Source organism: Frateuria hangzhouensis (assembly GCF_026410505.1).
Classification (GTDB): Bacteria; Pseudomonadota; Gammaproteobacteria; order Xanthomonadales; family Rhodanobacteraceae; genus Frateuria_A; species Frateuria_A hangzhouensis.
Genome location: NZ_JAPMIU010000007.1, coordinates 69,096 through 93,001 on the forward strand (window position 1 = coordinate 69,096; position 23,906 = coordinate 93,001).

Annotated in this window: 18 protein-coding genes and 1 other RNA gene; 7 read left to right on the forward strand and 12 right to left on the reverse strand. The window is 69.3% G+C overall.

Going from position 1 to position 23,906, the window contains the following annotated elements; translation table 11 throughout:
* The first annotated feature begins 101 nt into the window (after positions 1-101).
* The 3 genes from OSC30_RS09380 to OSC30_RS09390 all read left to right on the forward strand — a co-directional run bounded on the left by OSC30_RS09380 (position 102) and on the right by OSC30_RS09390 (position 6,423).
* The gene (locus OSC30_RS09380) at positions 102-1,175 is read left to right on the forward strand and encodes a glycosyltransferase family 4 protein (protein WP_267171579.1); all 1,074 of its coding nucleotides are present in this window, start codon (positions 102-104) and stop codon (positions 1,173-1,175) included.
* Complete coding sequence (locus OSC30_RS09385) at positions 1,175-3,307, forward strand: amylo-alpha-1,6-glucosidase (protein WP_267171580.1); 2,133 nt, start codon at positions 1,175-1,177, stop codon at positions 3,305-3,307. The genes OSC30_RS09380 and OSC30_RS09385 overlap by 1 nt, the downstream gene beginning before the upstream one ends.
* 236 nt (positions 3,308-3,543) lie before the next feature.
* Complete coding sequence (locus tag OSC30_RS09390) at positions 3,544-6,423, forward strand: serine/threonine-protein kinase (RefSeq protein ID WP_267171581.1); 2,880 nt, start codon at positions 3,544-3,546, stop codon at positions 6,421-6,423.
* Between the two features lie 222 nt (positions 6,424-6,645).
* On the opposite strand, the gene metK is transcribed toward OSC30_RS09390, so the two are convergent.
* The 8 genes from metK to OSC30_RS09430 all read right to left on the reverse strand — a co-directional run bounded on the left by metK (position 6,646) and on the right by OSC30_RS09430 (position 16,061).
* Positions 6,646-7,857 carry a methionine adenosyltransferase gene (metK, locus tag OSC30_RS09395; protein ID WP_267171582.1) on the reverse strand — a complete coding sequence of 404 codons (1,212 nt, stop codon included), beginning with the start codon at positions 7,855-7,857 and terminating at the stop codon, positions 6,646-6,648.
* 289 nt (positions 7,858-8,146) lie between these two features.
* Positions 8,147-9,133: a tRNA dihydrouridine synthase DusB gene (dusB, locus tag OSC30_RS09400; RefSeq protein ID WP_267171583.1), complete on the reverse strand. Its 987-nt coding sequence runs from the start codon at positions 9,131-9,133 to the stop codon at positions 8,147-8,149.
* 86 nt (positions 9,134-9,219) lie between these two features.
* Entirely contained in the window at positions 9,220-10,161 is a 942-nt protein-coding gene (locus OSC30_RS09405) for a phosphatidate cytidylyltransferase (RefSeq protein ID WP_267171584.1), read from the reverse strand.
* Positions 10,158-10,757: a lysophospholipid acyltransferase family protein gene (locus OSC30_RS09410; protein ID WP_267171585.1), complete on the reverse strand. Its 600-nt coding sequence runs from the start codon at positions 10,755-10,757 to the stop codon at positions 10,158-10,160. Before OSC30_RS09410 ends, OSC30_RS09405 begins: the two co-directional genes overlap by 4 nt.
* Positions 10,754-11,374 (reverse strand): CDP-alcohol phosphatidyltransferase family protein, encoded by a 621-nt coding sequence (locus OSC30_RS09415; protein WP_267171586.1) that lies wholly within the window; start codon positions 11,372-11,374, stop codon positions 10,754-10,756. The genes OSC30_RS09410 and OSC30_RS09415 overlap by 4 nt, the downstream gene beginning before the upstream one ends.
* A 58-nt stretch (positions 11,375-11,432) precedes the next feature.
* A complete protein-coding gene (locus tag OSC30_RS09420) occupies positions 11,433-12,536 on the reverse strand; it encodes a PepSY-associated TM helix domain-containing protein (protein WP_267171587.1) in 1,104 nt (367 codons plus the stop codon).
* A 2-nt stretch (positions 12,537-12,538) separates the two neighbouring features.
* Positions 12,539-14,659 (reverse strand): TonB-dependent receptor, encoded by a 2,121-nt coding sequence (locus OSC30_RS09425; protein ID WP_267171588.1) that lies wholly within the window; start codon positions 14,657-14,659, stop codon positions 12,539-12,541.
* A 133-nt stretch (positions 14,660-14,792) separates the two neighbouring features.
* Positions 14,793-16,061 (reverse strand): nucleoside permease, encoded by a 1,269-nt coding sequence (locus OSC30_RS09430; protein ID WP_267171589.1) that lies wholly within the window; start codon positions 16,059-16,061, stop codon positions 14,793-14,795.
* Between the two features lie 205 nt (positions 16,062-16,266).
* Between OSC30_RS09430 and rhtC the strand changes: the two genes are divergently transcribed.
* Complete coding sequence (gene rhtC / locus OSC30_RS09435) at positions 16,267-16,890, forward strand: threonine export protein RhtC (RefSeq protein ID WP_267171590.1); 624 nt, start codon at positions 16,267-16,269, stop codon at positions 16,888-16,890.
* Here the strand turns inward: rhtC and OSC30_RS09440 are convergent.
* The 4 genes from OSC30_RS09440 to OSC30_RS09455 all read right to left on the reverse strand — a co-directional run bounded on the left by OSC30_RS09440 (position 16,868) and on the right by OSC30_RS09455 (position 21,600).
* The gene (locus OSC30_RS09440; RefSeq protein WP_267171591.1) at positions 16,868-17,479 is read right to left on the reverse strand and encodes a uracil-DNA glycosylase family protein; all 612 of its coding nucleotides are present in this window, start codon (positions 17,477-17,479) and stop codon (positions 16,868-16,870) included. The two genes, rhtC and OSC30_RS09440, sit on opposite strands and share 23 nt — an antisense overlap.
* Before the next feature lie 311 nt (positions 17,480-17,790).
* Positions 17,791-19,158: an FAD-binding oxidoreductase gene (locus tag OSC30_RS09445; protein WP_267171592.1), complete on the reverse strand. Its 1,368-nt coding sequence runs from the start codon at positions 19,156-19,158 to the stop codon at positions 17,791-17,793.
* A 127-nt stretch (positions 19,159-19,285) separates the two neighbouring features.
* Positions 19,286-19,642: a YraN family protein gene (locus OSC30_RS09450; RefSeq protein ID WP_267171593.1), complete on the reverse strand. Its 357-nt coding sequence runs from the start codon at positions 19,640-19,642 to the stop codon at positions 19,286-19,288.
* Entirely contained in the window at positions 19,642-21,600 is a 1,959-nt protein-coding gene (locus OSC30_RS09455; RefSeq protein ID WP_267171594.1) for a penicillin-binding protein activator, read from the reverse strand. Before OSC30_RS09455 ends, OSC30_RS09450 begins: the two co-directional genes overlap by 1 nt.
* An 85-nt stretch (positions 21,601-21,685) precedes the next feature.
* Between OSC30_RS09455 and rsmI the strand changes: the two genes are divergently transcribed.
* The 3 genes from rsmI (at position 21,686) to mraZ (ending at position 23,867) form a co-directional block, all read left to right on the forward strand.
* Positions 21,686-22,516 carry a 16S rRNA (cytidine(1402)-2'-O)-methyltransferase gene (gene rsmI / locus OSC30_RS09460; RefSeq protein ID WP_267171595.1) on the forward strand — a complete coding sequence of 277 codons (831 nt, stop codon included), beginning with the start codon at positions 21,686-21,688 and terminating at the stop codon, positions 22,514-22,516.
* Between the two features lie 93 nt (positions 22,517-22,609).
* Positions 22,610-22,987: RNase P RNA component class A (rnpB, locus tag OSC30_RS09465), an RNA gene on the forward strand.
* Positions 22,988-23,420: 433 nt separating this feature from the next.
* A complete protein-coding gene (gene mraZ, locus OSC30_RS09470; RefSeq protein ID WP_267171700.1) occupies positions 23,421-23,867 on the forward strand; it encodes a division/cell wall cluster transcriptional repressor MraZ in 447 nt (148 codons plus the stop codon).
* The last annotated feature ends 39 nt before the right edge of the window (positions 23,868-23,906 follow it).

Genomic DNA, 23,906 nt, shown 5'->3' on the forward strand with positions numbered 1-23,906 from the left:
ATCGATGTGGCTTGCTCGATACGGTCCGGCGGGTGCGGCGCGCACCAAGGCCCCCATGTCAACGCGCACGCGGCCTGGAGGCCCCGGGCGCCGAGGTGTCCATGCGCATCGCCCAGATCGCCCCGCTCTGCGAATCGGTGCCGCCGAGGCTCTATGGCGGCACCGAGCGCATCGTCTCCTGGCTGGCCGACACGCTGGTCGACCTCGGTCACGAGGTCACGCTGTTCTCCAGCGCCGATGCCTGCACCCGCGCCGAGCTGGTGGCGGTGCGCGACCAGGCGATCCGGCTCGATCCCACGCCGCACAAGTCCGAACTGGCGGCGCACCTGTCGATGTTGCAGGAGGTGCGCCGTCGTGCCGACGAGTTCGACGTGCTGCATTTCCACGTCGACATGCTGCACTTCCCCATGTTCGAGGACTGCGCCGGCCGCACGCTGACCACACTGCACGGCCGGCTGGACCTGAAGGACCTGGGCGAGGTGTACCGGCGCTGGCCGCATTACCCGCTGGTGTCGATCTCGCATCACCAGCGCCAGCCGCTGCATTTCGCCAACTGGGCCGGCACCGTGCACCACGGCCTGCCGGAGGATTTGCATCGGCCGCATCCGCGGCGGCGCGGCGGCTACCTGGCCTTCCTCGGGCGCATCTCGCCGGAGAAGCGGCCCGACCGCGCCATCGCCATCGCGCGTGCGAGCGGCATGCCGCTGAAGATCGCGGCCAAGGTCGACCTGGCCGACCGCGCGTACTTTCACGAAGAAATCCAGCCGCTGCTGGACGATCCGCTGGTGGAGTTCGTCGGCGAGATCGACGATGCCGCCAAGGAGCAGTTCCTCGGCGCTGCCGCCGCGCTGCTGTTCCCGATCGACTGGCCCGAGCCGTTCGGCCTGGTGATGATCGAGGCGATGGCCTGCAGCACGCCGGTGATCGCCTGGAATCGCGGCGCCGTGCCCGAGGTGGTCGACGAGGGCGTCAGCGGTTTCATCGTCGAAAGCGAGGCCGAGGCGATCCAGGCCGTGCGGCGCCTGCCGCAGATCGACCGCCGGCAGGTGCGCGCCGCGTTCGAGCGGCGCTTCTCGGCCGAGATCATGGCGAGCCATTACGTGGACCTTTACGAACGGCGCTGCCGCGTCGCGCCGGCGCTGCCGGCGTGGCCGGTGGCCTATGAGGCAGGATGATGAGTGAAGCGACCCGGGACGACGAAACCCCTTCGGCCGGCACCTCGCGCGGGCAGTATTCGCTGAAGTTCGGCGACACCTTCGTGGTGTGCGATGCCTATGGCGACATCCGCGGGGATGCCAGCGGCCTGTTCCACAACGACACGCGGATGCTGTCGGTGTTCACGCTCGACCTGGGCGGCAAACCGCCCTCGCTGCTCAGCGCGGCGATCAGCCACGACAACGTGCTGTTCACCGCCAACCTCAGCAACAAGCCGCTGCCCCCGATGGGCGAGCGCGCCACGCCGCAGGGCGTGATCCACCTGCAACGCACGCGGTTCCTGTGGGACGGGCGCCTGTACGAGCGTATCTCCTGCGTCAACTACGACGACACCGAGGTGCGGGTCACCCTGACCCTGCGATTCGGCGCCGACTTCCGCGACATCTTCGAGGTGCGCGGCACGCCGCGAAAGCGCCGCGGCCACACGCATGCGCCGTGCCTGGGCGACGACGCGGTGGTGCTTCGCTACGACGGCCTCGATGGCGTCATGCGCTGCTCGGTGGTCAGCCTTTCCGCGCATCCGGACCGCCTCGAGGGCGACTGCGCCGAACTCGGCCTGACGTTACCGCGGCTGAGCGACACCGAACTCTACGTGGAGGTCGGCCCCGATCATGCCCGCCCCAGCCGCGAACGCTTCCGCGCCGCCGCGGCCAGGGCGCGCTGGGCCATGCGCCGGCGCAGCGGCCATGGCGCCAGGCCGCGCAGCAACGCGCGGCTGTTCAACGCGTGGCTGGAGCGCTCGCGCGCGGACATCGCGCTGCTGGTCAGCGAGTTTCCCACCGGCCCGTATCCGTGCGCGGGCATCCCATGGTTCGCCACGCCGTTCGGGCGCGACGGCATCATCACCGCCCTGCAACTGCTGTGGCTCGATGCCAGTCTGGCCCGCGGCGTGCTTGGCTACCTGGCCGAACACCAGGCGCACGAGACCTCGGCGTTCCGCGACTCGGCGCCCGGCAAGATCATGCACGAGACGCGCAAGAGCGAAATGGCCGACCTGGGCGAGGTGCCGTTCGGCCGCTACTACGGCGGCGTCGACACCACGCCGCTTTACGTGATGCTGGCCGGCGCCTATGCCGAGCGCACCGGCGACGACGTCTTCGTCGACAAGCTGTGGCCCGCGCTCACCGCCGCGATGGGCTGGATCGAGCGCACCTGCGACAAGGACCCGCACGGCTTCCTCAGCTATGCCCAGGGCGAGAAGGGCGGCCTGCTCAACCAGGGCTGGAAGGACAGCGAGGATTCGGTCTTCCACGCCGACGGCACCATCCCGCCCGCGCCGATCGCGCTGGTGGAAGTGCAGGGCTATGTCTATGCCGCGCTGATCGCCATGGCGCGGCTGGCCGAGCGGCGCGGCGACGACGAGTCTTCCGCCGCCTGGCGCCACCGCGCGCTGGTCATGCGCAAGAAAGTCGAAGCGCTGTTCTGGGACGAGGAACTGGGCAACTACGGCATCGCCCGCGACGGCAACGATGCGCTGTGCTGCGTGCGCGCCTCCAACGCCGGCCACCTGCTTTACGTCGGCCTGCCCAAGCTGTGGCGGGCGAAGAAGGTGATCCGCCAGTTCCGCTCGGCGCCGTTCGACAGCGGCTGGGGCGTGCGCACCCTGGCCATGCAACAGGCCCGCTTCAACCCGATGTCCTATCACGACGGTTCGGTGTGGCCGCATGACGTGGCGCTCTGCGCCGCCGGCATGGCGCACTACGGCGAACGCGAGGATGCCGTGCGCCTGCTCGGGGAGACCTTCGAGGCGGCGGTGCATTTCGGCATGCGCCTGCCCGAGCTGTTCTGTGGCTTCGCCCGAGCCACCGGCGAGCCGCCGATCGCCTACCCGGTGGCCTGCCTGCCGCAGGCGTGGGCCGCCGGTTCGGTGTTCATGATGCTGCAGGCCTGCCTGGGGCTTACCGTGGACGGCCGGCGCGGCGAAGTGCGCATCGACCGCCCGCACCTGCCCGATGGCGTCGACCGGCTCACCCTGCACAAGCTGGACGTGGGCGGCGACACCATCGACCTGGGCTTCGAACGCATCGGCTCGCGCACCGTCGCCTTCCGCGCCGGCGGCTCGGTCGACGTGCGGATCATTGCCAAGGTCTGAGGAACCGCAACGTCGGAGTCGACCGTAGGGTGAGCTGAAGCCGCCGTGTCCGGGTCCGGGGCACGGCACGGTGGGCTGAAGCCCACCCTACGGTTGCCGGAGGGTGCAGAGAGAAACGCGCCACCATCCGTGCCGGGGCCGGCAAGGGCGGGCCGACGCCCGCCCTACGTGCCGTGACATGTGATTTCCACGTGAAACCGGGGCCATAATGCCGGTCCGGAATCCGGGGGGATCGTATGGCAGGGCAGCTGACCGATCGCTACGTCGAGGCCAAGCGCATCGCCATGGTGGCGATGGACGTGGATGCGTCCGCGCGCGACGCGCTGATCGACGGGCACGTGGGCGAGGACGCGGAGCTGGCGCGCGAAGTGCGCTGGATGCTCGAAGCGATCGAGCGCACGCATACCGCTACGTTGCCGTTCGCGCCCGCCGCCGAGCCGCCGGACCTGAGCGGCCAGCAGACCCAGGCCACCGCGCCGCGCAACTACCGCATCCTGCGCCTGCTCGGCGAGGGCGGCATGGGCATGGTGTATCTGGCCGAACGCTGCAACGAGGGTTTCTCGCAACAGGTCGCGCTGAAATTCCTGCATGCGGCCAACGAAGGCTCGCCGATCCTGCACGAACGCTTCAGCCAGGAGCGCCGGCTGCTGGCGCGGCTGGAGCACCCGGGCATCGCGCGCCTGCTCGATGGCGGCGTGATGGACAGCGGCCGCCCGTTCCTGGCGATGGAGTACGTCGAGGGCCTGCGCATCGACGAATGGTGCGACGCGCACTCGCTCTCGCTGAACGAGCGCCTCGTGTTGTTCCTGAAGGTGTGCGATGCGGTGGAGTTCGCCCACCGCAACCTGGTGATCCACCGCGACATCAAGCCGGCCAACATCCTGGTCACCGCCGACGGCATGCCCAAGCTGCTGGATTTCGGCATCGCGCGCATCATCGAAGAAGGCGGCCAGGTACTCGCCACCGCCACCGCCGCGCACGCGCTGACGCTGGCCTATGCCAGCCCGGAACAGATCGAGCAGCAGCCGCTGACCACCGGGGCGGACGTCTATTCGCTGGGCGTGGTGCTCTACCAGCTGATTGCCGGGCGCCGACCCTACCAGCACCTGGTGACGCCGCACCTGCTGTCCAATGCCATCGTCGGCGGCCAGGTGCTGGCGCCCAGCCGCACGCTGCGCGAGGCGCCCGCCGACAGGCGCCGGCCGTGGCGTTCGATTCCGGCCGACATCGACGCGATCGTGCTCAAGGCGCTGCGCCGCCAGGTCAGCCAGCGCTATGCCAGCGTCGGCGAGTTTGCCGAAGACCTGCGCTTCTACCTCGCCCGGCGCCCGGTGAGGGCGCGCCGCGGCCGGCAGTGGTACCGGCTGCGCCGCTTCGCCCAGCGCAACCGCTGGCCGCTGGCCGCCGCGGGCATGGTGCTGGCCGCCGCGCTGGCCGGCCTGACCGCGTCGCTGCTGGCGCTGGCGCAGACGCGCGCGGCCCAGCGGTTGGCCGAGCAGCGCCAGCACGACCTCGAGCGCATGGTCGATTTCCAGCAATCGATGCTGCAAAGCGTGGACATCGATGCCATGGGTCATGCGCTGACGCACGACGAGCGGGCGCTGGTGCTCGCGCGCTTCGATGGCGCCGCCGGAAAGACCATTGATCGCACGCAGCTGGAGCAGGCGTTCGCCGGCATCGCCGCCTCCGGACCGGCGCGCGAGGCGCTGGATGCCTACGTGGTCAGCCATGCGCTGGCACGGCTGGACAAGGACTTCGCCGACGCGCCGCTGCTGGCTGCCGACCTGCGCCAATCGCTGGCGCGTGTCTTGCTGACCATCGGCAGCTATGCGCACGCGGCCACGGAGTTGCGCCAGGTGGTGCGGGTGCGCCAGGAGCGGTTGTCCGACGGCGATGCGGCCCTGGTCTCGGCGCGCGTGGACCTGGGCGAGGCGCTGTATCGCGACGGTCAGCTCGAGCAGGCCGCGGCGGTCTACGGCAACGCGTTGCCCGCGGTGAAAAAACTGCCGCAGGCCGATCCGATGCGGGTCGCCGCGCTCTCCGGGCACGCCCGCGTGCTTTCCGCGCAGGGCCACCTGAAGCAGGCGCTGGACCAGCAGCAGACGCTCTACGCCGGCCTGGCTGCGCACCTGCCGGCCACCGACGAGGGACTGCTGCGCCTTCGCCGCGACCGCGTCGAGACGCTGACGCAACTGGGCAAGCGGGATCGCGCGCGCGCAGAACTCGAACAGCTGGTGCCGTTGTACCAGCAGACTTTCGGCATCGAGCACCCGGAAACGCTCGCCACCACCCTGACCCTGGCTTCGCTGCTGTATTCGCAGGACAACGAGTACGAACGCTCGCTGGCATTGGCCCAGGACGTGGCGGCGATCCGCGAACGCCGGCTCGGTTCGGACCACCCGTTGACCCTGCAGGCCCGCGGGTTGGCGGCGTCGAACGAGGTGCGCCTGGCGCTCGACCCGACGACCATGGCCCAGGTGCATGAGCGGCTGGCCGCGCTCATCCGCGCCTACCGGCGCGTGCAGGGGGCGGACAACCGGCACACGCTCGATGCGATGACCGACATGGTGCGTCTGCTTTCCAAGCAGGATCGTTACCCCGAGGCGATCGCGATGGAGCGCCAGATCGTGGCGGGGCGCACGCGCACGTTGGGCGCGGACCACTTCAGCACCCTTTATGCCCGCGGCAGCCTGGCCAGCCTGTTGTGCGGCAACGGCCAGTACGCCGAGGCCAGCGCCGAGGGCGAACGCGTGCTGGCCGCACTACGCCGCCAGTTCGGCGACGATCATCCGATGACGCTGGCCACCTACGACCTGATCGGCCGCATCGAAACGGGTGCCGGCCGCTGGCCGCTGGCACGCGAGGCCCATGCCCGGGCGCTGGAAGGCCGCGCCCGCACGCTGGGCGATACCGACGCGCACACCATCGAGAGCGCCTCGCGGCTGTACGCGGTACTGCTGAAGCTGCACGACGATGCGAGTGCGAAGCACGTGTTCGCCACCTACCTGCAGCCGGTGATTGCCATGGATCCCGGTTCGCTCAACGCCGGCATGCGCAGCGTGCGCGAGGAGGCGCTGGCGGCGGTCGGCCCGCAGGCGACGTCCTCGTTGCGCTGAGCGGTCTCTCCTTTGGATCACGGCCATTCCCCGGCACGCGACGCCCTGTGTAGGAGCGCACCTATGCGCGACCGCGCGGCACCGATCCGGCATGGCGGTCGCGCAAAGGTGCGCTCCTGCAGGCCTGAATATCCATGGCCATCACATCCCCGGTAGAGCACGAAGAACCAAAAAAAAACGGGCCGCGCGAGGCGGCCCGTCGGAGGTACACGGTGGCGCGGCTTACTTGCGCTTGCCGCCCAGCCCGGCGTCGGCGCGCAGCGCCTCGGCCTTGTCGGTCTTTTCCCAGGAGAACGCGGTGAAGGTGGAGCCGTCGGCGGCCTTCATCTCGTAGGGCTGGCGGCCGAAATGGCCGTAGCTGGCGGTCTGCTGGTACATCGGGTGGATCAGGTCGAGCATCTTGATGATGCCGTACGGGCGCAGGTCGAAGTGCTTGCGGATCAGCTTTTCGATCTTCTCGTCCGGAACCTTGCCGGTGCCGAAGGTGGTCACCGAGATCGAGGTCGGCTCGGCCACGCCGATGGCGTAGGAGACCTGCACCTCGCAACGGTCGGCCAGGCCCGCGGCCACCACGTTCTTGGCCACGTAGCGCGCCGCGTAGGCGGCCGAACGGTCGACCTTGGACGGATCCTTGCCGGAGAACGCGCCGCCGCCGTGGCGGGCCCAGCCGCCGTAGGTGTCGACGATGATCTTGCGGCCGGTCAGGCCGCAGTCGCCCACCGGCCCGCCGATGACGAACTTGCCGGTCGGATTGATGTGGAACTTGGTGCCCTTGTGCAGCAGCTTGGCCGGCAGCACGGGCTTGAGGATCTCCTCGCGCACCGCCTCGACCAGGTCCTTCTGCTTGATGCCCGGGTCGTGCTGGGTCGACAGCACGACGGCGTCGATCGCCACGGCCACGTCGTTCTCGTAGCGCAGGGTGACCTGGCTCTTGGCATCCGGGCGCAGCCAAGGCAGCCGCGAGTTCTTCTTCTTGCGGATCTTCGCTTGCTGTTCGACCAGGCGGTGCGAGTAATAGATCGCCGCAGGCATGAAGTCGCGCGTCTCATTGGTGGCGTAGCCGAACATCAGGCCCTGGTCGCCAGCGCCCTGTTCCTCGGGCTTCTTGCGGTCCACGCCCTGGTTGATGTCCGGCGACTGCTTGCCGATCAGGTTGAGCACGCCGCAGGTGGCGCCGTCGAAGCCCACTTCGGAGGAGTCGTAGCCGATGTCCAGGATCACCTTGCGGGTCAGGCCCTCCAGGTCAATCCAGGCGGAGGTGGTGATCTCGCCGGCGACGATGGCCACGCCGGTCTTCACCATCGTCTCGCACGCCACGCGCGCGCGCGGGTCCTGCGCGAGGATCGCGTCGAGGACGGCGTCGGAGATCTGGTCGGCGACCTTGTCCGGATGGCCTTCGGAGACCGACTCGGAGGTGAAGAGGTAGTTGCTCATCGCGGGATATATCCTTCCTTTCGGATACAAAGATAAAGAAGCCGCGCATGATACACGCGGACGCGGCGGAATGCAGGCCAGCGTACTACCGCGGGGTGAAGGTTTCATGCCCGTTCAGGCGCCGGACGGATGGATGGCCGAACGCGCGCCTGGAGCCCTCTTCCGCGAAAAGAGAGGGTCGGGACGAGGGCGCTCGTGCGGAAGTTCGGCGGGCGAGCCGCGTAGGGTGGGCTTCAGCTCACCGCTCCGCGCCAAAAAGGCGGTGGGCTGAAAGCCCACCTTACGCGGCCTACGCGGCGGCACGCCGCGGTTCGGCCAGGCTCGCGAAGTACTCGGCGGTGAGGCGCAACTGCTCGGCGGGGCTTTCGGCCCGGTTGACCACGTGCCGGAACGCCGCGTTCTCCGGCCGGTCTTTCGCATACCAGCCCAGGTGCTTGCGCGCGATGCGCACACCCGCCGGTTCGCCATAGAAGGCGTAGAGGTGTTCGAGGTGACCGAGCAGGATGGCGGCGACTTCGGCCGGGCCCGGTTCGGGCAGTGTCTCGCCGGTGGCCAGGTAGTGTGCGATCTCGCGGAAGATCCACGGCCGCCCCTGCGCACCGCGGCCGACCATCACCGCGTCGGCGCCGGTGACGTCGAGCACGTGGCGGGCGCGCTCGGGACTGGTGACGTCGCCGTTGGCGAGCACGGGAATGCGCACGGCGGCCTTCACCGCGGCGATGGTGTCGTATTCGGCCTCGCCCTCGTATTTGTCCGCGCGGGTGCGCCCGTGCACCGAGAGCGCGGCGATGCCGCTGTCCTCGGCGATGCGCGCGATGTTCAGCGCGTTCTTGTGCTCGCGGTCCCAGCCGGTGCGGATCTTCAAGGTGACGGGTACTTCGACGGCCTCGGCCACCGCCTTGCAGATGCGCGCCACCAGCGGCTCGTCCTGCAGCAGCGCCGAACCGGACCACACGCTGCAGACCTTCTTGGCCGGGCAGCCCATGTTGATGTCGACGATCTGCGCGCCGTTGGCCACGTTGAAGCGCGCCGCCTCGGCCAGCATCGCCGGATCGTAGCCGGCGATCTGCACGCTGACCGGCTCCGGCTCGCCGGCGTGGTCCATGCGGTGCAGCGACTTGCGGGTGTGCCAGAGCTTCGGATCGGCAGTGGTCATCTCCGACACGGCCAACCCCGCGCCCAGCCGTTTGCACAGCAGGCGGAAAGGCTTGTCGGTGACCCCCGCCATGGGCGCGAGCACCACGGGCGGGTCGATGCGGTAGGGGCCGATCTGCATCCGCCCATTGTACGAGGTCCCGTAGGGTGGGCTTTAGCCCACCGCTTTTGCGCGGGTTGGAAGGTGGGCTGAAGCCCACCCTACGATTACATCAGTGCGTAGCGCACCACGTGGAAGAACACCGGCGCGGCGAAGCTGACCGAATCGAGCCGGTCGAGCATGCCGCCATGGCCCTCGATCATGTGCCCCCAGTCCTTCGCGCCCAGGCTTCGTTTGACCGCCGACAGCGCCAGCCCGCCGAGGAACCCGGCGATCACGATGATCAACGACATCCCGGCCGAACCCCAGAACGAGAACGGCGTGATCCACCACAGGCCGGCGCCCACCGCCACGGCGGACAGCCCGCCGCCGAGCAACCCCTCGACCGTTTTGGACGGACTTACCGAGGGCGCCAGCTTGCGCCGCCCGAACAGCTTGCCGAACACGTACTGGAGTACGTCGCTGATCTGCACCACCAGCAACAGGTACAGCAACAGCAACAGGTTCTGCCCCTCGTAGCCGGGCACGTGCAGCAGCAACACTGCCGGCGCGTAGCTGATGCAATAGACGGTCAGCATCAGGCCCCACTGGATCTTGGTGGTGCGTTCCAGGAACGACTCCGTGTCGCCGCCGAGCGCGGTGATCGCCGGCAGCAGCAGGAATCCGTAGACCGGGATGCAGATGGCGAACAGCCCGTACCAGTCGATGCCGATCAGCCAGTACTGCAGCGGGATGGCCAGGTAGAAGCACAGCACCAGCGGCAGGTGGTCGCCGCGGCGGGTGGGGGTGAGCGTCAGGAATTCGCGCAGCGCAAAGAACGACGCCAGCGCGAACAGCACCAGCGTGGCCACGCGCCCGAGCAGGAAACACCCGCACAGGATCGCCACCATCCACCACCAGGCGCCGATGCGGGCGTTCAGATTGGTGACGACCTCGCGCGAGCCGTCGTTGCGCGCGCGGCGTGCCAGCACCCAGCCCAACAGGCTGGCGATCACCAGCAGCGCCAGCACGGCGCCCATCACGGTCCAGAATTTGTGTTGCGGGCTCATGCCAGTTCCACCACCGCCGCGTGGGCGCGTTGCAGGAAGCATTCCTTGTGTTCGCCCTCGGCCAGCCGCAGCGCGCGGCCGAAGCGCACCATGCAGGTCAGCGGCACCGGCAGCAGGCTGCCCTTGGGCATCGCGCGGTGCAGCGTATCGAGGTAGACCGCCACCAGCTCGACCTGCGGATGGCGCTGGGCCAGATGGTAGAGGCCGGCCTTGAACGGCTGCGGCAGCGGCGCGGGGCTGCGCGTGCCCTCGGGGAAGATGATCAGCGAGTCGCCGGCGGCCAGCGCCTCGCACAGCGGGTCCAGCGGATCGCCGTCGCGCCGTTCGCGGTCGCGTTCGATGTACACGGCGCGAAAGCCGTGTTCGGCGACGAACCCGCGCAGGCCGCCGTTGCCCCAGTAATCGCGCGCCGCGACCGGCCGCGTCCGTCTGCGCAACAGCGGCGGCAGCGCAGCCCACAGGGCGAGCGTGTCCAGGTGACTGCTGTGGTTGGCAAAATAGACGCGTTGCACGGGCTTGGGCTCGCAGCCGAGCCAGCGTCCGTGCGCGCCGACCAGCAGGCGCACCAGGCCCACCAGGATGCGCGAAGTGATCATGCGCCCGGCTCCTTCAGCCGTGCGGCGATCGCGCCGGCGCGCGTCACGCAGGTAAGCGCCGAGCCGGCGGTGATGATCGCCGCGGTAGCGAGCAGGATCGGCTGGCGCCACGCCGGCAGCACCGCCACCAGCACCAGCGCGATGCCCAACAGCCACATGCGATGTGGCTTGGCCATCGGCCCACGAAAATCCTGCGCTTGCCCCAGTGCGCCGCCGAGCGCGCGGATGTAGGCCGTGAACGCCGCCAACAACGCGGCCAGCCAGCCCAGCCAGGGCACGGCGACCGCGTAGCCCAGCGCGACCAGGAACAACGAGTCGGCCAGTCGGTCGGGCAGTTCGTTGTACAGCGCCCCGGTGGCAGTGCCCTTGCCGCCTTCCACGGCGACCATGCCGTCGAACAGGTTGCACAGCAGCCGCAACACGATGGCCAGCGCGCACAGCAGCGCGCCGGCCGCGCCGGGCAGGGCGAGCAACGCCCCGGCGCCGGCCAGCGCGAACAGCACGCTGAGTACGGAGATCTGGTTGGGCGTGAGCCGGCTGCGCGCCAGTGCCGCAGCGATACGTTGCGCCCAGCCGCTGCCGCGCACGGCGATGGGGCGTCGATTGGCGTCCTGCATGGTGTGTCCCCCGTGATCAGCGAATGCTAGCGCGGGTACGGGGCGGTGGATGTCGGCCTCAGCCGCGCCGTTTCGTGCGCGCCCGCCAGAACAGAAAGCCGGTCACCAGGAAGAAGGGCGGCAGCAGGCCGGACACGATCACCAGCGTGCGCCAGAGCGGCCCGGTGGTGCCGGCGTGCAGCGCGTAGATCGCGTTGTTCACCTGCACGCCGGTGTCGGCACGGGTCGCATCCACCGTGCCCAGCACGCGTGCCCGGTAGGGATCGATCCAGATCATGCTGCGGCCGGTCGGGTTCCACTCACCGGGCATGCGGGCGCGCAAGGTGACCCGGCCGTCGCGTTCGCCCGGCAGGGAAATCCGGCCGAGCGTCGCGTCCGGCAGCGCCTGGTGTGCGGCGGCCAGCACGGCGGGCCAGTCGATCGGCGCGTCGTGCGGCGCGATGATGGCCGGCTGCGGCGGTTCCGGCGCGTCCAGGAACAGCGTGCGCAATGCCAGCCGCGTGCCGCCGTGGTAGATCATCAGCGTGCCGGTCAGGGTGACCAGCAGCAACAGCGGCAGGCTCAGCGCGCCGAAGCTGCGGTGCCAGCTCAGCCAGCGCCGCACCGGCGGCTGCGTGTGGGGCTTGAGGTGCGCCAGGAAGCGGCCGCGCCCGGGCCACCACAGCACGACACCGGACACCAGCATGAACAGGCTGAACCAGCCGATCACGCCGAGCCAGGTTTCGCCCGCGTGGCCGGCGAGCAGGTGGGTGTGCCAGTCGCGCAGGGCGAGCAGCGCGTCGTTGTCCGGCGTGCGGGTGAGCAGCAGCTCGCCGCTGGCCGGATCCAGATATCGGCGCACGCCGCCGTCGAAGTAAAGCTGCCAGACCGGCAGGTCGGCGTCGGGCAGGTCCGCGCTGCGCAGGCCTTGCGGGGCCCATTCGCGCGCGATGCGCTCGATGACCGCGGCCTGCTGCGCCGCATCGGGCAGCGCGTGCGCGTCCAGTTCCGGATGCATTGCGCGCAACAGCGGCCCCTGCAGTGCCAGCACGCTGCCGCTCAGCGCGACCAGTGCGTAGACAGTGCCCAGGCTCAGTCCCAGCCACAGGTGCAGCTTGCGCAGCCAGTGGCGCAATCCGCGGGTGGAGCGCGCCGGCGCAGCCTGGCGGACGGCGTCGCGCACGCTCAGAACGCCTGATGCCAGGTGAGCGACACGGTACGGCCGCGGCCGGCGAAGTAGGAGTCGTCGTCGCCCACCGTCTGCGAGACGTAGTTGATGTACTGCTTGTTGGCAAGGTTCTGCACACCCAGCGTCCAGTCGCCGGTGGCGCCGGCCTGCCACTTCACGTAGGCGTCGGCGGTGACGTAGCCGTCGAAGTGCGCGGTGCGCTCGCCCAGCGTGGCGAAGTCGCGGCTGGCCAGGCGCGAGATCTGCAGGTAACTCGACAGCACATCGTTCCAGCGCTGGGTCCAGGAAAGGTTGAGGCGGTTGGGCGCGATGTTGGCGCCGTCCAGGTCGGAATCGACCTGGCCGTCTTCGTTGCGATCGGAGCGGCCGTGGTTGACCGCATAGGAGGCGTCCAATCGCGTGCCGGCGCGCGGCGTCCAGCCGGCGCGCGCCTCCCAGCCGCTGATCTCGGTGCGCTGGCGGGCCACGTTGTAGACCTGGTTTGGCGCGTCGAACACCAGCAGCGCACCCAGCTTGGAGGTGGACGTCCAGTAGCTGACGCGGGCGTTGAAGGCGGCACCGGCGTATTCGGCGCCGACTTCGCGGTTGTCCGATACCACCGGCTGGAGGTCGAGGAACTCGCCCACGCGCTGGTTCGGCGCGCTGATGGCGCGCAGCACGCGACCGACGTCGGGCAGGGTGTAGCCCTCGGCGTAACTGGCGAACAGGTTGAGCGCGTCGGTCAGGTACCAGACCGCGCCGATGTTCGGCAGCGTCTTTTCGAAGCTGCGCGAGCCGCCCTCCACGATCACGCCGCCATAGGAAGCGAGCGTGCGGAAGGTCGGCACTTCCAGCCGGCCGTGTTCCTGGCGCAGGCCGGCGTTGATCGACAGCGCCTGGACCGGCCAGTATTCGGCCTGCACGAACGGCGCCCAGCCGGTGTAGGTGCTCTCGGGCACCCAGTCGCGGCCGGTCTGTGCCAGCGACTGGTGGGTACGGTCGCGGTAGGCGTCGGCACCGGCCAGCACCGCCAGCGTGCCGTCGAGCAGCCCGCGACGTCCCCACGACAGCCGCGCGCCATCCTTCACCGATTCGTTCTGCGACTGGTCGAACACCAACGGGCCGTAGGCCGGGTCCTGGAAGGTGCCGAAGGTGCCGCCGCCGAACAGCTCGCGGTTGCGCTGGTGGTAGAGCTGCGCGCGCAGTTCGCCGCCGGCCAGCTGCGGGTCGCGGTAGTCCAGGCTGGTGGTGAGCACGCGGTTGCGCGGCGCCAGCCCTGGCTGCTTCTGGCGCACCGAGGTGGTCGGGATACCGGCGTCCATGTCGCCGGAGACGGCGGTGTAGTCGCCGTTCCCCTCCAGGTCGAAGCGGTTGGCGGTCAGCTGCAGGCGGCGCTCGCCGGCGAAGGTGTAGCCGAGCTTGGCGAAGCCGTCCCAGCTTTTCGAATCCATCAGGTCGCCCTGGGTGCCGTCCACGCCGATCAGGCGGCCGTGCGCGTCCGGATACATGCCGCGCTCGCGCCAGGAGGCACCGGCGACCATGTCGAACGCGCCCGAGCGCGCACCGATCAGCCAGGCCGCGCCATAGCCCAGGCCGTCGGCGCCCTGCGTCGGCGCGCTGGCGTCCAGCGTCAGCTCCTGGCGCACGCCATCCTTCGTCGGCGCCTGCTTGGTGATGATGTTGATGATGCCGCCGGCCGCACCCAGACCCTGCAGCGAGTTGGAACCCTCGACGATCTCGATCCGCTCGATCATCGCCGGGTCGATCGTGTAGCCGTCGCGCGAGCCGTTGCGCAGCGGACTGGACTGCGGCACGCCGTCGATCATGTACAGCGGGTTGCGCCCGCGCAGGGTTTGCCCCCGCACCGAAAGCTTTTGTGTGGAGGGCGCGAACGAGGGCACCAGTGCGCCGATCGCGTCGCCCAGGTCCGAGGTGATCGCCAGCTGGTTGGCCAGGTCCTGGCGGTCGATCACGGTAATCGTCATCGGCAGGGCGCCCTGGCTGCGCGGCATGCGCAGGGTGCTCTCGGAGACATCGACCCGCTCGAGAGTGGTCGCCTGCGGCGCGTCGGCGGCGTGCAGCGGGGCCGCCAAGGCCAGGGTCAGGGCGAGCGCGAGCGGGCGTACGGACGACGACATGACAACCTCCGGTGGGGAAGGCTGCGCATGCTAATGAAAATGATTATCAACAACAAGCAAGCAGTTGTGACGCGCCCTGCGCCTGCCAGAAGAGCATCGCCCGCAAGCGGGCACCTGCAAGGGGCAGGGGCGCTCAGATCCCGGCCTGATGTCCGAGGTTCGCCCGCGCCACGTTCTCCGGGATGTGTTTGTGGCGAAACAGGATCACGAACAGTACCGCCACCACCAGCGCATAGCCGGCGAAGCTCAGCCAGATGCCGTGCCACTGCAGCGCGCCGTCCGCCGCGGTGAAGAAGCGCTCGATCACCAGCCCGCTGATCGAGCTGCCCAGCACCGCGCCCACGCCGTTGGTCATCAGCATGAACAGGCCCTGCGCGCTGGCGCGGATCTTCGGGTCCGCCTGGCCCTCGACGAACAGTGAGCCGGAGATGTTGAAGAAGTCGAACGCCATGCCGTAGACGATGTTCGACAGGATGATCATCCACAGCAGCTCGGCCGGATTGCCGTAGGCGAACAGGCCGAAGCGCAGCACCCACGCGACCATGCTGATCAGCATCACCTTCTTGATGCCGAAGCGCTTGAGGAAGAACGGGATGGCCAGGATGAACAGCGTTTCGGACATCTGCGAGATCGACAGCACGATGTTCGGGTAGCGCACCGTGATCAGGCCCTTGTACGCATCGACCTTGCCGAAGTCGTGCAGGAAGGTGTCGCCGTAGGCGTTGGTCAGCTGCAGCGCTGCGCCCAGCGCCATCGCGAACAGGAAGAACACCGCCATCTTGTAGTTCTTGAACAGCGCGAACGAGCGCAGGCCGAGCACGTCGATCATCGAGGTGTGGCGGGTGTCGCGCGGCGGGCAGGCCGGCAGCGAGAACGAGTACAGGCCCAGCAGCACCGCGGCGATGCCGGCGATGTGGAATTGCTCGGGCGAGGTTTCGATGTGCAGCAGGCTGATCGCCCACATCGCCACGATGAAACCGACCGTGCCCCACACGCGGATCGGCGGGTACACCTTGACGATGTCCACGCCCTCGGTCTTGAGCGCGTTGTAGGCCACCGTGATCGAGAGCGCGATGGTCGGCATGTAGAAACACATGTTGACCAGCATCACCCAGAACAGCGTGGCGGGGTCGTCGATCGTCGGCACGATGAACAGCATCACTGCACCGCCCAGGTGCAACACGCCGTACAGGCGCTCGGCGTTGATCCACTTGTCGGCGATGATGCCGGTGATCGCCGGCATGAACAGCGAGGCGATGCCCATGGTGGAGAAGATCGCGCCGAACTCGGCGCCACCCCATTGGCGGGTCTGGAACCAGTAGGCGCCGATGGTGGTGAGCCATGAACCCCACACGAAGAACTGCAGGAAGTTCATCACGATCAGGCGCAGCTTGATGTTCATGGTGCAAAGTCCCGCATGTGCTTTTCCCCTGCAAAAGCCGCGGGACGAACCCCTGGCCGCAAAGTCCGGCAGGTTAGAGAAACGGCTGCGACCGGGCAAGGCGCGGCGCAGCGCGGCGGACGCCGTGGGCGCGCCATGTCCCGGCGTGTCCCGGATCGCCGGACCGCCTAAACTTCCACGCCTGCTCTGCCGATGGGCCTGCGCCGTGAACCTGTTTCTCACCATCGCCATCGTCCACCTGGTTGCGCTGCTAAGCCCCGGCCCGGACTTCTTCTTCGTCTCGCAGACCGCGGTCAGCCGCTCGCGCAAGCAGGCGCTTTTCGGCGTGCTGGGCATCACCCTGGGCATCACGCTGTGGTCGGCGCTGGCACTGCTCGGCCTGCAACTGGTGCTGTACCGGCTGGCCTGGCTGCAGCAGCTGATCGCGATCGCCGGTGGCCTGTATCTGGCGTGGATGGGGCTGCGCATGTTGCGCGGCGCGCTCGCGCATGCGCCGACGCCACACGGCGGAGCCAGAGCCGCGCCCGGTGGCGATCTGGCGACGCTGCGCGCAGGCCTGCTGACCAACCTGGCCAATCCCAAGGTGGTGGTCTACTTCGGCAGCGTGTTCTCGGCGTTCCTGGGCGACCGCGTGGATGCGGCCACGCGCTGGGGCCTGTGGGCGCTGATCGTGGTCGAAACCTTCGCCTGGTTCGCGCTGGTGGCGGCGTTCTTCGCGCTGCCGGCGATGCGCCGCGGCTACCTGCGGCTGACGCGCTGGATCGATGGCCTTGCCGGCGCGGTGTTCATCGCCTTCGGCCTGCACCTCATCCTCGCCCGCCGCGGCTGATCCCGAGGGCAAGACTGACGCGTTCGCGCAGCACCGGCAGCAGCTCCTCGGCGAACCAGGGATTGCGCCGGGTCCACAACTGGTTGCGCGGGCTCGGGTGCGGCAGCGGCAGCACGCCGCGGGCCAGGTGCGTGCGCCAGTCGCGTACCGTGTCGGTGAGGTTGCTGCCGGCCTGCGCGCCGAGCAGGCCGACCTGCGCGTAGCGGCCGATCGCCAGGGTCAGGTCCACCTTCTTCAACAGCGGCAGCAGGCGCGGATGCCAGGCCGGCGCGCATTCGCGCCGCGGCGGCAGGTCGGCGCCACGTGCGCTGCCGGGGAAGCAGAAGCCCATCGGTACGATCGCGATGCGCCGCGCGTCGTAAAAGGCCGCCTTGTCGACGCCCAGCCACTCGCGCAGACGCTCGCCGCTGAGGTCATCGAATGGCACGCCGCTCAGGTGCACCTTGCGTCCGGGCGCCTGGCTGACGATCAGCAGCTTCGATGAAGCCGAGGCCTGCAGCACCGGACGCACGCCGTGCGGCAGGTGAGCGGCGCAGAGCTGGCAGGCGCGGATCTCGGCGAGCAGGCGGTCGAGCTTGGAAAGCGGCATGGGACGGGGCGGCAAGAAACGAGAGGTATGGTAACCGCTTGGCCCGTGTCCTCCCTGACCTTGTTCAAGGCGGCAGCCCCTGTATTGAACCTCGAAAGACTCCGTAAGCTTCCGGCGACCACTGTAGGAGCCAACTTGTGGGCGATGCCTGTGGCGGAGCGATCAGGCGCAAGAGCATCGCCCGCAAGTGGGTTCCTACAAAGCATCGCGCGTAAGAAGCTATTCGAGGAATCTCTGCAGGAGCGCCCTCGGGCGCGACCGTGGGCATCCGGGTCGCGCCCGAGGTGCCCCTACATGGTGGGTGGCACGGCTCAGGGCAGTACCTTGCCGGGGTTGAGGATCCCGTCGGGGTCGAACGCCCGCTTGATGCCGCGCATCAGGTCCAGCGTGGCCGGCTCCAGCGCCAGGGGCATGAACGGTCGCTTGGTCAGGCCGATGCCGTGTTCGCCCGACAGCGTGCCGCCCAGCGCGATCACCCGCTCGAATACCTCCGCCAGGCAGGCGCCCGCGCGCTCCCGTTCGCCGGCATCGCGTGGCAGCAGGTTGACGTGCAGATTGCCGTTGCCGGCGTGGCCGAAGGTGACGATCGGCAGCGCATACCGTTCGGAGAGCCCACGCACGGCTTCGACCAGCGCGGGCACCTGGCTGACCGGCACCACCACGTCTTCGTTGATCTTGTCGGTGGAGATCGCCCGTTGCGCCGGCGACAGCGCCTTGCGCGCGGCCCACAACGCCTGCGCCTCGGCGGGGTCCGCCGCGGCGCGCAGCTCCAGCAGGCCCGCGCCGCTCGCCGCGCGCGACACCGCCTCCACCGCCATGGCCAGCGTCGCCTCGTCGCCGTCGACCTCGATCATCAGCATCGCGCCGGCCAGCGGCACGACTTCGCCGGCATGGTCGCGGGCCAGTTGCAGGGCGACCGCATCCATGAACTCCAGCGCGCAGGGCGTGACCGGCTGCGCCATGATCCGCGCCACCGCCTGCGCGGCGGCGCCGACGTCGGCGTAGGTGGCGCGCAGCGTGCGGATGCCGCCAGGCATGGGAGTGAGTTTGAGCGTGGCCTCGGTGACCAGCGCGAGCGTGCCTTCGGAGCCGATCAGCAGGCGGGTCAGGTCGTAGCCGGTGGCCTGCTTGGTGGTCTGGCCACCGCAACGGAAACCCTCGCCGGTGCCGGCTACCGCGCGCAGGCCGAAGGTGTTCTCGCGCGGGCTGCCGTACTTGACCGTGCGTGGGCCGGCGGCGTTGCAGGCAAGGTTGCCGCCGACGCTGCACCAGGCGGCCGAGCCGGGATCGGGCGGCCAGAAGAAGCCGTGCTCGGCGAGCGCCGCCTGCAGGTCGCCGTTGAGCACGCCCGGTTCGACCACTGCCACGCGGTTGGCGGGGTCGATGCGCAGGATCCGGTCCATCCGCTCGAAACTGGCCACCACGCCGCCGTTCACCGGCACGGCCGCGCCGGTGGTGTTGGTGCCGCGCCCGCGCGCCACCAGTGGTACGCGGTGTTCGCGGCAGGCGCGCACCAGCGCTTCGACCTGCGCATGCCCGGTGGGGAACACCACCGCGTCGGGCAATACATTGAGACGGGAATCGTCGTAGGCATAAGCGAGGCGTTCGGCGGCGCCGGTTTGCAGGGCGTCGCCGAAAATGGCGTGCAGCGCATCGAGCAGGGAATCAGGTAATGACATGGCTTTTCAGGCCCCTTCTGCCCGGGCGGGGGGGAGGGCGTCCGGGTCAATGGGATGACAGTAGCGCAACCTCGAGGTGCGAGCCCCGCTCCCCACTCCGGAGAGCGCCTCTCACGGGGAAAACAGTTCACTCGGCTTCGAACGCACCCTTCAGCCAGTGCATCCGCGCCACGCCCGCCGGCCCGTCGTAGCTGACCACGTCGAAGCGGCAAGGGCGCTGGGCATGCTGCGCATGCGCGGCCAGCCATAGTTGGGCGGTGCGGATCAGCTTTTCCTGCTTGCTCCGCGTCACCGAGGCGGCCGCGTCGCCGTGGCCGGCGCGCACCCGGTAGCGCACCTCGACGAACACCACCGTGTCGCCATCGCGCATGATCAGGTCCAGCTCGCCATGGCGCGTGTTGTAGTTGCGCGCCAGGGCCTTGAGGCCGGCGCGTTCGAGCTCGCGGCAGGCGCGTTGCTCGAACGCTTCGCCGGTGGCGCGCATCAGTATTCCGCGGGCGGCAGGCCGGTCGAGGTGGCCGGCGGCACACCGGTGGACGTGGCGGGCATCGGCGTGCTGCCACCCTCGCTCGCCGGTGGCGCCGAGGACGGCACGTCGTCCAGTTGCAGACTGCCGGTCAGCGGCCGCGCCAGGCCGTTCTGGAAGCGCGCCCACACCAGCACGCGGCGCACGCGGCCGAACTGGTCGGCGGCAAGCTGGCCGCTGGCGCCGGGCAGGTAGCTGCCGGGGTGGTCACGCAGCCAGTCCAGATAGGGCACCAGGTTCCAGGCGTCCATGCCGAAGGCGAACAGCCGCGCCGAGGTGCCGCGCGCGGAGGGTAGCCTCGAGGCGATCGCGTCGTGGCCGGGCAGGCCCGGTTGGGCGTCGAACAGCCACGGCGCGTCGCAGAATTCGACGCCGTCGAGATCGCGATTGGCGGCCGCGTCGTCGACGCCGGCATAGATATGCGAGGTTGCGAACACCGGCAGGCCGATCTGTGCCACGTGCAACTGCGGCAACAGCAGTCGCGCCTGCTCAGGACGCATGCTGATGAAGATGCCGGTGCCACCGGTGGCCAGCGGTTCCGGAGTGGCCGCGACGCTGCCGGCCGACGCAGGGACCGAGGCGGCCGGGGCCGGTTCCGTGCCTGCCAGCGGCGTGGCCGAAGTCGGCATGTCCAGACCGGCGATGGCATCGGCATAGTCGACCTTGCCGGGCGGCAACGTGGCGACGCCGGCGATGTGCCCGCCGCGCGCCTCGAACTCGGCCTTGAAGGCGCCGGCGGCGCGCTGGGCGAAGTCGTCGTCGGAGGTGACCACGTACGCGCCGTGCAGGCCCCGCTCGACCATGTGGTCGGCCGCCTGCGCGCCTTCGGTTTCCGGCAGCAGGCCGAACTCGGTGGCGCCGGCGGCAGGCAGGCTCTTGTCGTCGGGGTGGTTGAGCGCGAGCGTCGGTACCGGCAGTTGCGGCTGGGCGAATACGGCGGCCACCTCGACGCGGGTGAGCGGGCCAACGATCAGCTGGGCGCCGTCGCCGGCGGCCTGCTGGTAGGCCTTGAGCGCGGTCTCGGCGGTGCCGCCGCTGTCGTACACGCGCACGTTGGCGCGTGGTGCGTTGTTGCGGGCGGCATCGGCGTAGGCGGCGAAGAAGCCCTGGCGGATGGCGCCGCTGGCGCCGGCGAAGTTGCCGCCCAGCGGCAACAGCAGCGCCACGTTCGCGGGCATCCGGTAGCCCTCGCGCACGTTCGCGTCGGCGCCGGGCAGCATGGTGCCCACCGGCTGGTCCAGGTCCGGCTGCGGCTGCGCCACCGGCACGCCGAGCTGGGTCAGCGCCTCGTTGATCCACGGCAGCATGCGGTCGCCGGACTGCATCGCGGCGCCGCGGCGCTTGAGCGGCTCGATGCCCAGGCGGCCCAGCAGATCGAGGATCTGTTTGCGGTTCTGCGTGTGGTCCAGGCCCTGCAGTTGCGGATCCATCTGCACGCGCGTGCGCGCCGCGCCCCACAGGTCGCCGCCGGCCTCCATGGCGCGCGCGCGCAATTCCAGCAGGCGCAGTTCCAGCACCGGCGGCACCGGCGCCGGCTGGGTGGTCAACTGCAGCGCGGTGTGGGCGTCGTGGTGAGCCAGCGCCAGTTCGGCGCGCAGCAGGTCGTAGCGGGCGCCATCCTCGGCGTCCAGGCGCGGGCGGCGCACCTGGTCGAGCAGCGGCGCAGCCTGCTCGATGGCGCCTTCCTCGCGGTACACCTCGGCGGCGAGCACGCGGTAGTGGTCGCTGTCGCCGGTCTGCCGGCCGAGCTCGAGATAGGCCTGAATCGCCTGGTCGAACTGGCCCTGGCTGGCGAGTTGTTCGGCATGCTGCGCTGCAGCCAGTTCCTGCGGCGAACGGGTCACCTTGGTCGGCACGCAAGCGCTGATGGCCAGAGCGATCAGCAGGCCAAGGCCGGCGGCGCGAAGCAGTCGCATGGAGAGTCCCTTGGTCGTCGTCGACATGGTGAGCGATCATAGCCGATCGTGCTGCGAGCCCTTTGCGCGCTGCTTGGAGTTCCAGATGTCCACTGTCCAGCCCGGCAGCCTGTCGGTCGTCGCCACGCCGATCGGCCATCGCGACGACATCTCCGCGCGCGCGATCGCCACCCTGCGCGCGGCTGACGTGATCGCCGCCGAAGACACCCGCCACAGCCGACCGCTGCTGCTTCACCACAACATCGACACGCCACTGGTCGCGTTGCACGAGCACAACGAGCGCGAGGCGGTCGACGGGCTGGTGCGGCGGATGCTCGCGGGGCAATCGGTGGCGTTGATCTCCGATGCGGGCACGCCGCTGGTCAGCGACCCGGGTTTCCGTCTGGTGCGCGCGGCGCGGGCGGCCGGCATCCGCTGCGTGCCGCTGCCGGGCGCCTGCGCCGCGATCGCGGCGCTGTCGGTGGCCGGGCTGCCCAGCGACCGCTTCGTGTTCGAGGGTTTCCTGCCGCCGAAGGCAGCCGCGCGACGCAGCCGGCTGCAGGAACTGGCCGGCGAGCCGCGCACGCTCATCTTCTATGAGTCCTCGCATCGCGTGGCCGAGAGCCTGGCCGACATGCGCGAGGTGTTCGGCGGCGCGCGCGAGGCGGTGCTGGCGCGCGAGCTGACCAAAATGTTCGAGACGGTGATCGGCGAGCCGCTGGCGGAGTTGGCTGCACGCGTGGCCGGCGACCCGGACCAGCAGCGTGGCGAGTGCGTGTTGCTGGTCACCGGCCGCGGCGAGGAGACGGACGCGCGCCTGGCCGAAGGGCAGCGTATTTTTGCGCTGCTGCGCGAGGAATTGCCGCCGGCCAAGGCTGCCAAGTTGGCGGCAGCCATTACCGGTGCACCGCGCAAGAGCCTCTACGAGGCTTCGTAGGCCGGCGTAGGGTGGGCTTCAGCCCACCGTCTGCGATGTGCCGATGGTGGGCTGAAGCCCACCCTACGCCCGTCCTCGGCTAGAATGGCGTGCGGAGTCGGCCGGACAGTCGCGTCGCACGCAAGTGCATCGAGGAAAGTCCGGGCTCCACAGGGCAGGGTGCCAGGTAACGCCTGGGCAGCGCGAGCTGACGGCCAGTGCAACAGAGAGCAGACCGCCGATGGCCCTCACACTTTCGGGTGCCGGGGGATCAGGTAAGGGTGAAAGGGTGCGGTAAGAGCGCACCGCGTACGGGGTCAACGTCGTACGGCACGGTAAACCCCACCCGGAGCAAGACCGAATAGGGGAACGATAACGCGGCCCGCGTTGTTCCCGGGTAGGTCGCTGGAGCCAGGCGGCGACGCCTGGCCGAGAGGAATGACTGTCGCGTCGCAAGACGTACAGAACCCGGCTTACAGGCCGGCTCCGCCTCTTTGGATGGCGCGCCTCGCGGCGTTGCCAGGGAAAGGGCCAGGGTGGCGCGGAGGATCGCGCCGTCCTGGCCCTTTTTCGTGCAGCTTCTCCGTAGGAGCGCCCTTGGGCGGGACCGCGGCGGAGGATTCGCGGCAGGGATGAGCATGGCGGTCGCGCCCAAGGGCGCTCCTGCAGGGAGCTGGGGCTGAACGGGTAGTTCATGCCAGCGCTTGTCCGGACGGGGGAAAGCCCGTGATCTGCCTCACGCCCCGTTTGGAAATTCTCCCTGCTTTCAAGCACCTTGCGTACCTTCCTCTGAAACGGCTGGAAATGCTTCCACACTTCCGCCTTTCTCCTTGATTCACAAGCAAAAATCCCCTTGACGTCTCAAAAGGCGAGACGTATCGTGGGACCCTGTGTGAAATCGTGGGAATCAGTGGAGTCCGCACGGGTGTTCCAGGGCGAAACCGCCATCACCGTTGATGACAAGGGCCGACTGGCCATCCCGACTGCGTATCGGGAGCTGGTCGCGGGCGCCTGCGCCAATCGATTGGTGGTCACCTACAGCCCGTTCGAGATGGGGTGCCTGTGGCTGTACCCCTTCGCCGAGTGGGAAACGGTGCGCGACCAGGTCAATGCGCTGCCGATGGTCAAGGCGTCCCACCGCAACCTGCAGATGAAGCTGGTGGGCGCGGCGACTGTGGTCGAGCCCGATGGCGCCTCGCGCATCCTGTTGCCGGCCAGCCAGCGCGGCGCCGCCGGCATCGAGAAGAAAGCGGTGCTGCTGGGCATGGGCAACAAGTTCGAGCTGTGGAGCGAGCAGGCGCATCTGGCCAAGATCCGCCAGACCCTCGGCGAAGACGACATCACTGACGACATGGCGGACCTGCGCCTGTAAGGCGCGGGTTTTCGGTGCAGGAATTTCGACGGGACGGGA

Excerpts from the sequence above, each read along its gene's own strand:
- OSC30_RS09380 (WP_267171579.1), top strand. The coding sequence starts at position 102 with ATGCGCATCGCCCAGATCGCCCCGCTCTGCGAATCGGTGCCGCCGAGG.
- OSC30_RS09385 (WP_267171580.1), top strand. The coding sequence starts at position 1,175 with ATGAGTGAAGCGACCCGGGACGACGAAACCCCTTCGGCCGGCACCTCG.
- OSC30_RS09390 (WP_267171581.1), top strand. The coding sequence starts at position 3,544 with ATGGCAGGGCAGCTGACCGATCGCTACGTCGAGGCCAAGCGCATCGCC.
- metK (WP_267171582.1), bottom strand. The coding sequence starts at position 7,857 with ATGAGCAACTACCTCTTCACCTCCGAGTCGGTCTCCGAAGGCCATCCG.
- dusB (WP_267171583.1), bottom strand. The coding sequence starts at position 9,133 with ATGCAGATCGGCCCCTACCGCATCGACCCGCCCGTGGTGCTCGCGCCC.
- OSC30_RS09405 (WP_267171584.1), bottom strand. The coding sequence starts at position 10,161 with ATGAGCCCGCAACACAAATTCTGGACCGTGATGGGCGCCGTGCTGGCG.
- OSC30_RS09410 (WP_267171585.1), bottom strand. The coding sequence starts at position 10,757 with ATGATCACTTCGCGCATCCTGGTGGGCCTGGTGCGCCTGCTGGTCGGC.
- OSC30_RS09415 (WP_267171586.1), bottom strand. The coding sequence starts at position 11,374 with ATGCAGGACGCCAATCGACGCCCCATCGCCGTGCGCGGCAGCGGCTGG.
- OSC30_RS09425 (WP_267171588.1), bottom strand. The coding sequence starts at position 14,659 with ATGTCGTCGTCCGTACGCCCGCTCGCGCTCGCCCTGACCCTGGCCTTG.
- OSC30_RS09430 (WP_267171589.1), bottom strand. The coding sequence starts at position 16,061 with ATGAACATCAAGCTGCGCCTGATCGTGATGAACTTCCTGCAGTTCTTC.
- OSC30_RS09440 (WP_267171591.1), bottom strand. The coding sequence starts at position 17,479 with ATGCCGCTTTCCAAGCTCGACCGCCTGCTCGCCGAGATCCGCGCCTGC.
- OSC30_RS09445 (WP_267171592.1), bottom strand. The coding sequence starts at position 19,158 with ATGTCATTACCTGATTCCCTGCTCGATGCGCTGCACGCCATTTTCGGC.
- OSC30_RS09450 (WP_267171593.1), bottom strand. The coding sequence starts at position 19,642 with ATGCGCGCCACCGGCGAAGCGTTCGAGCAACGCGCCTGCCGCGAGCTC.
- OSC30_RS09455 (WP_267171594.1), bottom strand. The coding sequence starts at position 21,600 with ATGCGACTGCTTCGCGCCGCCGGCCTTGGCCTGCTGATCGCTCTGGCC.
- rsmI (WP_267171595.1), top strand. The coding sequence starts at position 21,686 with ATGTCCACTGTCCAGCCCGGCAGCCTGTCGGTCGTCGCCACGCCGATC.